General features: G+C 41.0%; 12 protein-coding genes. 6 read left to right on the plus strand and 6 right to left on the minus strand.

The annotated features are described in order from the left end of the window. Positions 1–40 precede the first annotated feature (40 nt). The 4 genes from queG to H5079_RS09200 form a co-directional block, all read right to left on the minus strand. Positions 41–1,180, minus strand: coding sequence for a tRNA epoxyqueuosine(34) reductase QueG (gene queG / locus H5079_RS09185; protein WP_220488969.1), 1,140 nt, complete (start codon positions 1,178–1,180; stop codon positions 41–43). A 109-nt stretch (positions 1,181–1,289) separates the two neighbouring features. After that, positions 1,290–2,510: a methyl-accepting chemotaxis protein gene (locus tag H5079_RS09190; protein ID WP_041454561.1), complete on the minus strand. Its 1,221-nt coding sequence runs from the start codon at positions 2,508–2,510 to the stop codon at positions 1,290–1,292. A 24-nt stretch (positions 2,511–2,534) separates the two neighbouring features. Next, the gene (locus H5079_RS09195; protein ID WP_182683933.1) at positions 2,535–3,227 is read right to left on the minus strand and encodes a glycerophosphodiester phosphodiesterase family protein; all 693 of its coding nucleotides are present in this window, start codon (positions 3,225–3,227) and stop codon (positions 2,535–2,537) included. Next, positions 3,224–4,090: a DMT family transporter gene (locus tag H5079_RS09200; RefSeq protein WP_179806989.1), complete on the minus strand. Its 867-nt coding sequence runs from the start codon at positions 4,088–4,090 to the stop codon at positions 3,224–3,226. The genes H5079_RS09195 and H5079_RS09200 overlap by 4 nt, the downstream gene beginning before the upstream one ends. 311 nt (positions 4,091–4,401) lie before the next feature. On the opposite strand from H5079_RS09200, the gene H5079_RS09205 reads away from it, so the two are divergent. The 3 genes from H5079_RS09205 to rlmB all read left to right on the plus strand — a co-directional run bounded on the left by H5079_RS09205 (position 4,402) and on the right by rlmB (position 8,613). Beyond that, the gene (locus H5079_RS09205; protein ID WP_086993265.1) at positions 4,402–5,136 is read left to right on the plus strand and encodes an enoyl-CoA hydratase/isomerase family protein; all 735 of its coding nucleotides are present in this window, start codon (positions 4,402–4,404) and stop codon (positions 5,134–5,136) included. A 244-nt stretch (positions 5,137–5,380) separates the two neighbouring features. Beyond that, positions 5,381–7,873, plus strand: coding sequence for a ribonuclease R (gene rnr / locus H5079_RS09210; protein WP_011329128.1), 2,493 nt, complete (start codon positions 5,381–5,383; stop codon positions 7,871–7,873). Beyond that, positions 7,870–8,613, plus strand: a complete 744-nt coding sequence (gene rlmB, locus H5079_RS09215) for a 23S rRNA (guanosine(2251)-2'-O)-methyltransferase RlmB (protein ID WP_011329127.1) — start codon at positions 7,870–7,872, stop codon at positions 8,611–8,613. The genes rnr and rlmB overlap by 4 nt, the downstream gene beginning before the upstream one ends. 180 nt (positions 8,614–8,793) lie before the next feature. Here rlmB and H5079_RS09220 read toward each other — a convergent pair whose 3' ends face one another. Then, a complete protein-coding gene (locus tag H5079_RS09220; RefSeq protein WP_086993267.1) occupies positions 8,794–10,950 on the minus strand; it encodes a TonB-dependent receptor domain-containing protein in 2,157 nt (718 codons plus the stop codon). A gap of 173 nt (positions 10,951–11,123) precedes the next feature. Continuing rightward, complete coding sequence (locus tag H5079_RS09225) at positions 11,124–11,969, minus strand: LysR family transcriptional regulator (RefSeq protein ID WP_011329125.1); 846 nt, start codon at positions 11,967–11,969, stop codon at positions 11,124–11,126. A gap of 127 nt (positions 11,970–12,096) precedes the next feature. On the opposite strand from H5079_RS09225, the gene H5079_RS09230 reads away from it, so the two are divergent. From H5079_RS09230 to gcvH, 3 genes are all read left to right on the plus strand, one after another. Then, the gene (locus tag H5079_RS09230; RefSeq protein WP_182683934.1) at positions 12,097–12,696 is read left to right on the plus strand and encodes a hypothetical protein; all 600 of its coding nucleotides are present in this window, start codon (positions 12,097–12,099) and stop codon (positions 12,694–12,696) included. Positions 12,697–12,853: 157 nt separating this feature from the next. Continuing rightward, on the plus strand, positions 12,854–13,936 hold the full coding sequence (gene gcvT / locus H5079_RS09235; RefSeq protein ID WP_011329123.1) for a glycine cleavage system aminomethyltransferase GcvT: 1,083 nt from the start codon (positions 12,854–12,856) through the stop codon (positions 13,934–13,936). A 59-nt stretch (positions 13,937–13,995) separates the two neighbouring features. Next, positions 13,996–14,385 carry a glycine cleavage system protein GcvH gene (gcvH, locus tag H5079_RS09240; protein WP_011329122.1) on the plus strand — a complete coding sequence of 130 codons (390 nt, stop codon included), beginning with the start codon at positions 13,996–13,998 and terminating at the stop codon, positions 14,383–14,385. Positions 14,386–14,440 lie beyond the last annotated feature (55 nt).

Consider the following 14,440-nt stretch of genomic DNA (forward strand, 5'->3'; position numbering starts at 1 on the left):
GTAGCGATTAATTAAAAGTGCTTACTCCACACCTAAACATTTAAGCGTCGCGGGGTAGGCCTTTTTCAACAATTCTGATAAGCCTTGCGGTTTTACGCAGTATAGTACCTTGCTTATTGCGTTGCTGTTGCAGCGCCCAATTTATATGCTCTAAAACCAGTTCACTGCAAGCTAAGCTTTTATCTTCTAGGGCATGAATAATGCTAGGGCTAAATTCAGCATTACCTAAGCCTACAGCCAAATTACGCAACCAACGCTCGTGGCCAATACGACGAATAGGGCTGCCTTCGGTGTTTTTTAAAAAAGTGGCTTCATCCCAAGCAAACAGCTCAAGCAGGTCTTTATCTTTTAATTGGGTGCGCGGATGAAAATCATTTTCGTCGGTAAGTTGGCCATAACGATTCCACGGGCAAACTAATTGGCAGTCGTCACAACCATAAATGCGGTTACCTAATAATGTTCGGTATTGCTCTGGAATAGGGCCTTGTAGCTCAATGGTTAAGTACGATATACACTTACGTGCATCTACCACGTAGGGCTCAACAATAGCGCCAGTTGGGCATAGCGTTATACAAGCTACGCATTTACCACAGCCTTCAAAGGTGTTTTCTGCATCTATGGGCAGCGGTAAATCAACAAATAACTCACCTAAAAAAAACCAAGAACCGGCTTCTTTATTAATAAGTAATGAGTGTTTACCGCGCCAGCCCAAGCCTGCTTTTTCAGCAAGTTGGCGCTCAAGTACCGGGGCTGAGTCGACAAAAGGCCTAAAACCGTATTCGCCAATTTCGAGCTCTATTTTTTGGCCTAATTTTTTTAAGCGATTACGCATTAATTTATGGTAGTCGCGGCCAAGAGCATAGCGACTTATATACGCTTTTTCTGAGTTTTTAAGGGTTTTGGCAAAACCTGCATCGGGGGGCAGGTAATTCATTTTTACCGAAATAACACGCTGCGTTCCGGGCACTAACTCAGCAGGGCGAGCGCGTTTCATACCATGAGCGGCCATGTAATCCATATTGCCATGGTAGCCGGCGTCGAGCCAGCGTTGCAGCTGCGTTTCATGCTTGCTTAAGTCTATATCAGTAATACCTACTTCGCTAAAGCCAAGCTCTTGTCCCCACGCTTTAATTTGTTGGGCAAGGTTTTTATAATCAGGAACTGCGTCGCTCACATGCATCACACGGTTAAATAAATAGCTGGGTAATTTAACATATTTAGCTTATGGGTAAAACGCTTGTTATACCCATAAGCTTGTTAGCAAATACCTATTTTTAATAAAATAGGTATTACTGCACAAAGCGTTTCAGTTGTTGTTGTGTTTGTTGGCTGAGGGTTTGTGATTGTTGGCAATCATTAAGTGCTGTATCTATGGTTTGTTTGGCTTGCTCGCCAAGCGCTACAATATGCTCTACCGATTGGTGGGTTTGATTTTGTGTTTGCTCAAGTAAGTGCACAGCCTCGGCAATTTGTTGTAACTGTTGCTGGTTATGCTCAAATTCAGTAAGCATATTAGTAAAACCATTAGAAGTACTATTAATTGATTTTTGCGCATTGTGTGAGTGAGTAATTAATTGCTCTGACTCTTTATTTGTTTCGTTTACTAGCTCGTTCATTTGGTTTATAAAATCACTAATTTGCCGCGTTGCACCACTTACCTTAATTGAAAGAGTACGCACTTCATCGGCAACTACCGCAAAACCACGTCCCGCATCACCGGCTCTTGCTGCTTCAATGGCGGCATTTAGGGCTAGTAGATTGGTTTGATCAGAAAACTCTTCCACCATTTTTAAAATGCTACGAATGTTTTCACTGTTTTCTTTTAAGCCTGAAATAGTTGCCGAAAAGCCGGTTAGCATATCGGTTATTAATTTTACTTGTTGCACTAAGGCCGACAACTCTGTTGCCGAAAGCTTAACAAAATTTAAATGCTCATTATTTACTTTATGCACGCTGTCGGTATTACTTACTATATTTTGTAAGCTCTGCGCTATTTGGTTGCTGGCATTTATAATTGTATGGCTTAAATGTATTTGTTGTCCGCTTAATTGCTCAGTCTGTTGCATAGACTGAGTTACTTGCTCGGTACTTTGCACACCAGCTTGGGCGCTATTGTAGGTTGTGTTTAGTAGCTGATTTAAATGAGTAGTAAAAAGATTGTATTGCTCGCTTAGTTCACGGAACTCATCATAAGTAAAATGGGGTAACTTTGCCGATAAGTCTGCATCTTGCTGGTTTATATTTATTAGCGTGTCGCGCATTGCCTTTACTGGGCGCACCATTAAAAATCGCATATAAAATAGGGTGAAAATAAAGCCAGCCACAATCACTAAAGCTAATGCCCAAAATAACCCAGTACTTTGTTGGTTTAGGGTTAAGCTTTCATACAGCCAAAATAAAGTAATAGCCTGAAATAAAAATACAAAACTTAAATTACCCACAATTTTGCGCGTTAAGGTAAAAAAAAGTGTTTTTTCTAAAAAATTATAAATTCGCATATAGCTACTCATTATGTACAGACCATTTGGTTATTATTAATCACCTAAGTAAGCTTTAGTTTGTGCCGGATAATTTGTAAAAATACCATCCACACCTAAATCTAGCATCAGCTTTATATCTTGTTGTTTGTCTACAGTGTACGCATAAATTATTAAACCACGTTGTTTTGCATCATCTACAAAGGCTTTATTTATAAAGTTTTTATCTACATGAACACTGTACGCGCCTAAGTCTTCAGCAAACTTTGCATAATTAATTGGTATAGATGACGTTAGTGCACCCATTTTTAGCCAAGGTAAGCGTTTTTTTAACCAGGCTAGTTGATGATGATCGAACGACGACACTAAAATGTTATCTGCTGATATGCGTTTTTCTGTAATGTTTTTTTCAACTTGAGCTGCAAACTGTTCAAGATTAAAAGTATGTTTTAGCTCTAAATTTAAGAGTGTTTGATTATTATTCCAATCAAAAAGTTGCTGTAAAGTTGGTACTTTTTCGCCATTACCAGCATTGAGTTGCATAATGTGAGCAGCAGTAAAGTTACACACTTTACCTACGCCGTTAGTGGTTCTATCAAGCCAAGTGTCGTGAATGATCATGTAATCATCAAGTGCGCTTTGTACATCTACTTCAATGCCGTCAACGCCTATTTGTAAGGCCGCAATAATGGCGCTTTGGGTGTTCTCTGGAAAGTGCCCACTGGCACCGCGATGGGCAAATACTTTCATTGGCGTGATTTCCGTGCAATAGACCAAGTTTCAAAACAAGCAGCGCTAACAATTAATGCACCACCAATAAAAGTGGCGATAGAGGGGCGCTCATGCAAAATAATAATAGCTAATAATGTGCCGTAAAGTGGCTGAAGGCAAGCAATTAGCCCCGCGGTTGCCGCCGATAAATGCTTTAAACTGGCAGCAAATAATGAGTGTGGAGCTGCGGTAAATATAACTCCCGCAACTAAAATAAGCACCAAATCGTGATTAGTGGTCGCATAAATAGGCACTTCAATAAACGCGCAAAGCATTAGGCTGGCAACCAAGGTTTGATAAAACATGGTTTGCGGGCCACCGTATTGATTAAAATAGCGCTTATGAATGATATTACGAATGGCAAAAAAGAACGCCGAAATAACCCCAGTGATCACCCCAAGTGTTACATCATTCCCTAAATTTGCATTAGGTATTAATAAATAAATGCCGATTAACACTACCGCCGCACTAATAATATCTTTTGCTTTGGGCTTACTTTTATGAAAAAACGGTTCTAAAAACACGGTTATTACCGGGTAGCTAAAAAAAGCCAACATACCAATGGTGATCCCAGCAAGTTGCATTCCCGCAAAATAAGTTACCCAATGTATGCCTACTGCCACACCGAGTAACAGGGCAATTAAGTAATCTTTACCTTGGTTTAGCTTAATCGGCTTTTTTTGCATGCTGAGCAAAATAAAAATAGCGATGCCGGCTATGGCTGCACGATACACGGTAATGTCGAGTGCATTTAAACCAATTAACTTTGCAAATAGCGCAGTGCCGCCAAAGAGTAATACGGCAATGTGTAGGTAAATTAAACTTTGCTGTTGCGACTGCATGTTATTTCCTTATGTTGGCTCATCTAAATATTGCAGACAATGGTTAAGATGAGTTTTTGAGTTTTCGTGACAAATGTAAGCAAAGTTAGTTGTATTTAAGGTAATGTAACTAAAATCGAATTTACTTTTAATATTCGTTTAGCTTACACTCGTTAGTAGGTTACTGCGTTTAAAATTGATAAATACAGGAATTAAACGTTTATTTGTAAAGTTGTGCGTAAAAACACTAAACCAAGCTTGAGTGTATTAATAACAAAAACGCGCTGCTGAAACAGCATTAATAATTAAAATAATGAAAAATGAGGGAATAAATGACACGTTTTATAGCAATAAAAACCGAAGAAAGCACGGCCGTTTTAACCATGAATACCCCCGAAAACCGCCATAATCCAGAGTTTTTGGCTGAGTTTAATCAGCATCTTGATCAAATAGAAGCCGATAAAAATATTAAGTCGGTGGTGCTTACATCTAACAGTGAAAAAAATTGGTCATTGGGAATCGATTTAGAGTGGATGGCTAATACGAGTAATACCCCAGAAACAATTGCCGGCTTTATGAGCGATGTAACCGCGTTATTAAAACGCATTGTTACGTTTCCTATGCCGATTATTGCCGCGTTAAACGGCCATACTTTTGGTAATGGTGCAGTATTGGCCTGCGCTTGTGATTTTAGGCTAATGAAATCTGATAAAGGATTTTTTTGTTTTCCTGAAGTCGATGTGATGGTGCCATTTTTACCCTCAATGTTTCCTATTATTAATAAAGCTATTCCACAAGCCTTTTTTAACCGTTTAGCTATGTCGGGTATGCGAGTAGGAGCACAAGAGTTATTAGATAACAAAGTAGTAGAAGCTATTTTTGCCGATGAAGCTCAATTACAAGCAGGTGCGCTGGGCTTTGCACAACAGTTTAATAAAAACCGTTGGATTTACGCTCAAAATAAAACCCAAATGAATAAACAAATAGTGTTAACCATGGAAACAGAAGATCCGATCTTTATCGATAATATCAGTAAATTGTTATGGAAAAATTTACAGCAAAAATAATTCTAACTTAGCGTCAAACAGGCCTTAATGAGTTTGTTTGAGCTACTAATTTTAGTTACTAATTTTAACTTATAGCAGAATAAACCCGCCACAAAATTAAGGGCGGGTTAAGCCCGGTTAGGCTAAGTTTTTAAATACAAAAAGTAAGGTAAAAGTGCTTTATTAAAAGTTTAATAGCTTTTACCTGTCTCATTTTAGCTATATGGGTTAAAATACCTACATAACCAAACTAACAAGATAGTGAATGTCAAACCAAGATCCAAATCTCAGTCGAGAACAAGAAAAGTACGAAAACCCAGTCCCTAGCCGTGAGTTTATACTTACTCACCTTCAAGAGCGTTCAAAACCTGCTAACTATGCACAGTTATGTGAAGAACTAGCGGTAAACGATGAAGAACGGCAAATCGCATTTAAACGCCGCCTTCGTGCTATGGAACGTGACGGTCAGCTGTATTTTAATAAGCATAAATGTTACGCCCTAATTGACGAAGCCGGTTTAACTAAAGGCAAAGTAGTAGGCCACAGAGACGGTTTTGGCTTTTTAGAAGTTGAAGGCGAGAATAAAGATTGGTTTATTGCTAAGCACCAAATGAACATGGTGTTACATGGCGACATTGTACTTGCTAAAGGCACTAAACGTGGCTCTGGCTCAAAATGCGATGCACGTATTATAAAAGTACTTACCAACGAGCGCGCGCCTATTGTTGGCCGCTATTTTGTTGAGCATGGTATTGCCGTAGTGGTTGCCGAAGATCCGCGTATTACCCAAGACATAATGATTTTACCGGGAAGCGAAAACGGCGCGCGCCATAACCAAATGGTGCAAGTTAAAATAACGCAAAACCCCACCCGAAATATGAACGCGGTAGGTAAAGTAATTGACGTACTTGGCGAGCATTTAGCCCCAGGTATGGAAATAGAAGTTGCCCTGCGTAACCACGATATTCCGCACGTTTGGCCTGAAGAAGTTGAAGCGCAAGTAGCCCACCTTGGCGAATTTGTTGACGAGGCTGACAAGCAAAACCGCGTAGATTTACGCGACCTACCTTTAGTAACCATAGATGGCGAAGACGCACGCGACTTTGATGATGCCGTTTATTGTGAGCCTAAAAAGTCAGGTGGTTGGCGTTTATGGGTTGCTATTGCCGATGTGTCGCATTACGTAGGTATGAACACCCCGCTAAACAAAGAAGCCATAGAGCGCGGTAACTCAGTGTATTTTCCTGAGCAAGTAATTCCTATGCTGCCTAAAGTATTGTCTAACGGCTTATGTTCGCTTAACCCTGAAGTTGATCGCTTATGTATGGTTGCCGAAATGACAGTGTCAGATTCGGGCAAGCTTTCGGGTTATAAGTTTTACGAAGCGATAATGAATTCGCATGCACGTTTAACTTACACCAAAGTAAATGCCATTTTACAAAACGATGAAAAACTACGTAAAGAATATGCGCATGTAGTGCCACATTTAACCGATTTACAGCAAATGTATTTAGCGCTTAAATCGGCTCGCCAAGAGCGTGGTGCAATTGAGTTTGAAACTCTCGAAACTCGTTTTGTATTTAACGCACAGCGTAAAATAGAATCGATAGTGCCGGTTATTCGTAACGATGCGCACAAACTTATTGAAGAATGTATGATTTTAGCCAACGTATCGGCGGCTAAATTACTTGAAAAACACGAAGCCAGCGCGCTATTTCGTGTCCATGACGAGCCAGATAGCGAAAAACTAGGTAACTTTACTAAGTTTTTAGGCGAACTTGGTATTGAGAGCACGTTAAGCGACGAGCCAACACCTAAAGAAATTACTCAAGTGCTAGCTCGTTTAGGCGATCGCCCAGAAGCAGAGCTTATTCAAACCATGCTGCTGCGCTCAATGAAGCAAGCTGTGTATCAACCAGATAACATAGGCCACTTTGGTTTAGCCTTATCTGCTTATGCGCACTTTACTTCACCAATTCGTCGTTACCCCGACTTAGTAGTGCATCGAGCTATAAAAGCGGTACTAAAAGCACAAGGCCAACATACTTCAGGCGAATACGCATACACAGATGACGAAGTAGATAAGTTAGGTGAGCAGTGTTCTACCACAGAGCGCCGCGCCGACGATGCTACTCGCGAAGTAGCCGATTGGTTAAAATGTGAGTTTATGCAAGATCACGTTGGCACTGAGTTTGATGGTGTTATTTCATCGGTAACCAATTTTGGTTTATTCATTCGTTTAGATGATTTGCAAATTGATGGCCTTATTCATGTTGCCAACTTAGGCAATGAGTTTTTTGCCCATGATGCCGCAAAACATTGTTTAATAGGCGAGCAAACGCACAAAGTATATCGCCTTGGCGATAAAGTAACGGTAAGTGTTGCATCGGTTAGCTTAGAAGACAGACGCATAAACTTAACCCTTAAAGGCGATAAAGCGCAAGACCGATACACGCGCCGCCGTGGGCCAAAAGGCACTGATAAATCTGAGCATGCACCTGCGAGTGTACGTTCACAGTTAAAAGCAGGCAAAGTACCGGGTAAAAAATCGCATGGCGATGAAAAACCTAAAGGTAAAAAAAGGCCAGCAAGCAAAGATAAAGGTAAACCTGCAAATAAGTCGGCAACTAAACCAGCTGACAAAAAAGCAGTAGATGCCACAGCAAATAAAAAACCGAAAAAAAAGGCCGTTAAAAAGCCTAAAAGAGTAGGCAAAAATGCCCGCAAACGTAATACCCCAGGAGCAGAAAATACGTGAGTAATGAATTAATTTTTGGTTTTCATTCTGTTGAAGCGATTTTAGCAAGCGAACCAGAGCGTTTTGTAGAAATTTACGCGCTTAAAGGGCGTGACGATAAACGCTCAACCCCGATTATTGATGAAGCACTTAAATTTGGTATTTCAGTACAGTACATGCAACGCAAAGCCCTTGATAGCAAATCAAAAGGCGAGCAGCATCAAGGTATTATTGCCAACGTAAAAGCAGCACCAACGTTTAACGAAAAAGATCTTGATGCGATTATTGCACGTGAAGATACTCCATTTTTGTTAGTGCTTGATGGCATTACTGATCCGCATAACTTAGGTGCATGTTTACGTAGTGCCGACGCCGCTGGCGTACATGCTGTAATTGTACCTAAAGATCGCTCAGCTAAGCTTAACGGCACAGCGCGTAAAGTTGCCTGTGGCGCAGCCGAAACAGTACCGCTTATTCAGGTTACTAACCTTGCACGTACATTGCGCGAAATTAAAGACGCTGGTGTTTGGGTTGTAGGCACTGCAGGCGAAACAGATAACCACGTATTTGATGCCAGCTTAACAGGGCCAATGGCTATTGTTATGGGTGCCGAAGGCGAAGGCATGCGCCGTTTAACCCGCGAGCATTGCGACTTGTTAGTTAAAATACCTATGGCGGGAACGGTTTCAAGCTTAAACGTATCGGTAGCCACAGGTATTTGTTTATTTGAAGTATTACGCCAACGTAGCGTTAATAACTAAGTTATTAACTGGCTCGTTGAAGCAATAAAAAAACCGAGGTTGAAAATTCAACCTCGGTTTTTTTGTGTTCGTAATTTAATGCGGTTGTTATAAACGGTTCAATAACAAGGCAATAATTTAGATGTGTAGTGTTTCCTGCATAAAAAATTATTACCGCTGTTAGTGAGCCGTTTAACCAGCTTAAAAGCTGTAAGTGTAGCCCAACTGTAGGGTACGAGGCTTACCTGGTTGGATACCGCCATTAGCACGATTAGCAATGTAGGTTTTATCAAACAAGTTATCAACGCTTAAGTATACTTTTTGATTGTCGTCGATGCGGTATTTAGCGGCTAAATCCCATACCACACGGCTATTAATAGCATTTAAGCCAGAGTCGGTTAAATCTGCATGTGAGTCAGATACATAGCGCAGTTGGCTGTGTACAACAAATGCTGATAATTCAGCACCCATAGAGAGTGCTACTTGGTTTTTTGGCACGTAAGGCATAGCGTCGCCTTTTTCTACTGTGCCCCAAATTTCTGAATCAAAAGTGTTTTTAAATTCAGAATCGGTGTAGGTGTAAGTTAGCTTAACCGGGAACATAACAGTATCGGTGTTAAAAGTATGGCCTGCACTAAATTCAACGCCAGAAACAGCTACTTCACCATAGTTATATTGATCGCCAATGTTCTCATCGCTACACCCTACAGCGGCAGTACAATTACCGTGCATGTTGTCGTAATCAGAATAAAACGCAATAATTTCACCATTAATACCGCTTACGTTATAGCGTGAACCAAATTCAATATTTACACTTTTTTCTTCTTCTTGGTCGGCATTACCCGGCGCGGCTGGCGCATAACCTTGTTGAATACCAGCAAGTAGAGTGATGTTGTCGTTTACTGTGTAAGTTGCACCGAGTGACGGCACTAAAATATCAGTGTCGTTCGACACATTTTTAGTTAAACCATTGCTGCGTGTAGGATCCGACTTTGCCCACTCTTCACGGGTAATCGTAATGTCTTCGAAGCGCAGGCCTGCACTGATCACTAATGCATCTAGCGTCCATTCGTCTTGAATAAATAAAGTACGTGCAGTGGCACTATCTACGCGGTTACTGTCAGAACCCGGAACTCCGCGCTCTGTCAGTGTCATGCTTAAGTCTTGATTAAGCGTGTACTCGTCTTGCCACTGAAAGCGATCCATTTCGTCTTCATGGTAACGCATGCCCACAGTTATATAGTGATTGCCAGCAGGGATATGCAGCTCAGACTGAATACCTTTAGCTTGGTAGTCGCGGTTATTTGCTTTTATAGCAATGCCTTCAATACCTTGTGCGGTAGGGTTGGCTTCAAATTCGCTGTATTGCTCAAGGTAGCTTTCGCTTACTTTACTGGCTTTATACCAGTTACGATGAAAGTCGTTTAAATATGCCGTAGCAAGTAGTTCGTAACCTGCACCAAAGCGATATGCATAGTTAAGTTGATAAGCATTGTGACGGGTATTCATTTCATCATTTTGCGATGCCGCATAACGACGGTATGGCGTTGCTTGGTAATCGGCATCGGTTAAGCCCATGTAAGTTTCGTCTGATGTTTCGTCTGAATACTTAATTTTTAGCTCAAGGTTATGCGCGTCATTTTTACCAAATGTATGGCCTAACTTTAATAGTAAGTCAGTTTTTTCAAAGCCGGTGTTGTCATCGCCAACTGGCAGGTCTTTAAAACCATCTGCGCCGTAGGTAAATACTTCAATTAAACCCGCGGTATTGTTTTTTTCTTTGGCAAAATAAGCATGGCCTTTATAGTAGCCATCGCTACCTAAGGCAGCATCAAGCATACCTGTTGAGCTATTAGGCTCGGTTGGTAAGCTGCGCGATAATAAGTTTAAAACGCCGCCTGTAGTACGTGGACCATATTTAACCGATGCAGCACCTTTTAATACTTCAATAGACTCCATGCGGCCCATAGTAGGGAAGTAATAAGCCGAAGGAGCCGAGTAAGGCGCAGGTGCTACAAGTACACCATCTTCCATTACTGATATTTTGTCGTTACGACCAGTGCCAGTTCCGCGCATACCTATATTAGGGCGCAGGCCGTAGCCGTCTTCTTCTTGTACGTAAACACCAGGTACAGAGGCTAAAACACGAGAAATGTCGGTAAATTCAAATTTTTGCAGCTCAGCATCCGAAATAAACGTTGCAGAGCCCGGAATATCGTTAATAGCTTGTTGTGAGCCTATAACTGTAATTTGTTCAAAGTTACGCTCTACCTTACCCATATCTTTTGCCATTGCAGTTGCACTAATAGACAAGGCAACCGCAGTTGCAAGGGTAGATACTAAAAACTTATGTGCCATTGAGACTATCCTAAATTGGGTCAATTAACTAAATAGGCGCAATTTAAACACGTTAACGAATGAGAATCAATGTTATTCAGCGTTTACGTATGTAAGTTTTTATAACTAAAAATCTTCATATATATAACTTTTAATATATGAAGATTTGTTGGCTAGTATGTGTATAAAGCAGGTTAGCCTAAGCGAAGTTTTATAAATTCGGCCAGTTTAAAAACGGCATTTTCTGGCTCACTGGCCGTTTTTACTAAGCTAATACCAATATCACCCAAGGATGGTAAAAATTTGGTTTTAAGTTGATAGTTTAGCTCGTTTGGTACAGTACTTTTAGCCAGCACTGTAATGCCTAAGCCTTCTTTTAGCGCAGCAATAAGCCCAGTTAAATCGGCGTTGCTATACACAATACGATACTTTATTCCCGACCTTTCTAGCGCCTCTATAGCTCGGCGTCTGTAAATACACCCCTCGGGAGCGGTAACCAAAGTAACAGTGTCGTTTTGTGCCAGCGACAAGTCGCCCACCCATACCAGCTGATCTTGCTTAAAAATAGGAAATTGCTCCGAGTCGAGCTGCTCGTTGAGTGCCAGTACTAAATCAAACTGATCTTGGCGTTCTTGCGATAATAAATGCTTACTTAAACGCGATTTAACTTCCAGTGATACTTCAGGGTATAAAGCTACAAAGTCGCCAATAATAGAGGGTAAAATACGCGCTGCAAATTCGCTTGGAATACCCAAACGTACTCGGCCGGTAATACTTTCTGAGGTAAATAGCTGCAAAATGGCATCGTTGTGTTGCATCATTTGTTTAGCCATTGGCAATAATAGCTCGCCATATTGATTAAGCACTTGGCGTTGGCCTTGTTTTTTAAATAATTTATAACCGAGCAAATCTTCTAAGCGCTTTATTTGCAGGCTAACCGCAGGTTGCGATAAGCCAAGTAAATCGCCGGCTTTAGCAAAGCCGCTAGCCTCTACTACCATTACAAAAGTGCGTAAACTATCTGTTGAAATGTTTTTCATATTTAAAATCACAATTAATATCGCCATATATATAAGCATTATTTATCAATTGATTAATAATTACAATTTGTTGTTGTACAGCGGGAGCAATATACTTTTGATATTATAAGTTTGATAGGTGTTTGTTATGACTTTTAGCCCCATTATGTTTGCCCGCCATAGCAAAGCTAACAGCGCGGTTATTAATTCTTTGCAGGCCAGCAACAACCACGTTGTAATAGACTTTAGCGGCACAGAAGCCTCGGTATTTTTAAGTAATATACTAGGCCACGATTTAACTAAGTTAACTGCCAGTGGTTTGGGTTTAATTGGCACCCTTGATGGCGATTTTAATTCTGATTATAGCTATGCCGTTTACTGCTTTAGCGAAACTGCTTTTAGATTTATATTACCGCACTGCGCAAGTCTGCAATTACAAGCACTTATAAACGAGCAACAACTGCGTTATGACATTGATTATGTTATGCGTACTGACCTAGCAAGCTTTATTTTAAGCGGCAGTAATGCCTTTGACTCAATTGTAGAAGCCTTTAAATTAACGCCGGGTTTACGTCTTTCAGATGCACAATTATGTTACGGTACGCAAAGCGGTGACGTATTTATCACAGCCATAAATAAAAACGACCAGCAACAATTTGTACTGGTGGCTAAAACTCCTGAGCTGCAAAAGTGGCAAGAGTATATGGAAGCCCAAGGCTTTGCCCTTATTCAAGGCGCTGCAGCGTAAAATATTCACCCTAACTTGGGTGCTCACAGCTTAGTATTAATATTTGGCTGTGTTTAATTACAATTTGGCAGGCGTTAAACGCAGGCCATATTATTCCCCCTCATTAAATTGAGGCCACGCCCAAATAACTGGGTTAATTTAAAAGTGAAGGAATATCATGACTTCTAAAACAGTACTTTATGCTAAGCACCTTGAAGCGGGCGCTAAAATGGTTGATTTTCATGGCTGGGAAATGCCAATTAACTACGGTTCGCAAATAGAAGAGCACAATGCAGTACGCAACGATGCCGGTATGTTTGACGTATCGCACATGACCATTGTTGATATACAAGGCGAGCAAGCACAAGCATTTTTACAAAAACTAGTAGCAAACGATGTTGCTAAACTTACCGTACCTGGTAAAGCGTTATATACCCCAATGCTAAATGAGCAAGGCGGCGTAATTGACGACTTAATAATTTATTTTTTCAGTAACACCTCTTATCGCCTAGTTGTTAACTCAGCAACCCGCGAAAAAGACTTAGCTCACCTTGCTAAAATATCAGCCGATTTTGCCGTTACCGTTACAGAGCGTAACGAATTTGGCATGATTGCAGTGCAAGGCCCTAACGCTAAAGCTAAAACTGCCACATTATTAACAGCTGAGCAAAATGCAGCAATAGAGGGTATGAAACCGTTTTTTGGCGTGCAAACAGGTGATTTATTTATTGCCACAACGGGTTATACTGGCGAAGACGGTTACGAAATTGTAGTGCCAAAAGAGCAAGCTGCCGATTTATGGCAACAACTGTTAGACGCAGGAGTTGCACCAGCAGGTTTAGGCGCACGCGACACGCTACGTTTAGAAGCGGGCATGAACCTTTATGGCCTAGATATGGACGAAAGCGTATCGCCACTAGCGGCTAACATGGCTTGGACTATTGCATGGGAACCACAAAGTCGTGACTTTATTGGCCGTGATGTACTAGTACAACAACGCGCCGACCAAAGCACTGATAAACAAGTAGGCCTAGTGCTAGAAGAAAAAGGTATCTTGCGCAGTGGCTCTAAAGTAATTGTTGATGGTGGCGAAGGTGTTATTACTTCTGGCACTTTTTCACCAACACTGGGTTACAGTGTAGCGCTTGCACGTGTACCACGTTCAACGGGCGACACCGCTCAGGTAGAAATGCGTAAAAAATTAGTTACCGTAAAAGTAGTAAAGCCTGGCTTTGTACGTAACGGTAAATCAATACTTTAAAGTATAAATAAATTTAATTTTGGTGCTATCACCCAATATAAACCAAAGGACAAAACAAAATGAGCAATATCCCTAGCGAGTTAAAGTATGCCTCTTCACACGAGTGGGTTCGCAACGAAGGTGACGGTACGTTTACTGTTGGTATTACTGAACATGCGCAAGAGTTACTTGGCGACATGGTATTCGTAGAACTTCCAGAAGTAGGCGACGAAGTAGATGCAGGCGAAGAGTGTGCAGTAGCAGAATCGGTAAAAGCAGCATCAGACATTTACGCACCAATTGGTGGCGAAATTGTTGCAATTAACGAAGAGCTAGAAGACGCACCAGAAACAGTTAACACCGACGCGTTTGGTGACGGCTGGTTATTTCGCATTAAAGCATCAGATGAGTCTGAGCTTGAAAACCTACTAAATGCAGAAGACTACGCAAACACTATTGACGAAGATTAATCTTTAGTGAGTAAAAAGCCCCATTATTTAAAACATTGGGGCTTTTATGATTTTG

Origin of the sequence: Pseudoalteromonas sp. SG44-5 (genome assembly GCF_014164175.1) — a bacterium.
GTDB classification, from domain to species: domain Bacteria; phylum Pseudomonadota; class Gammaproteobacteria; order Enterobacterales; family Alteromonadaceae; genus Pseudoalteromonas; species Pseudoalteromonas nigrifaciens.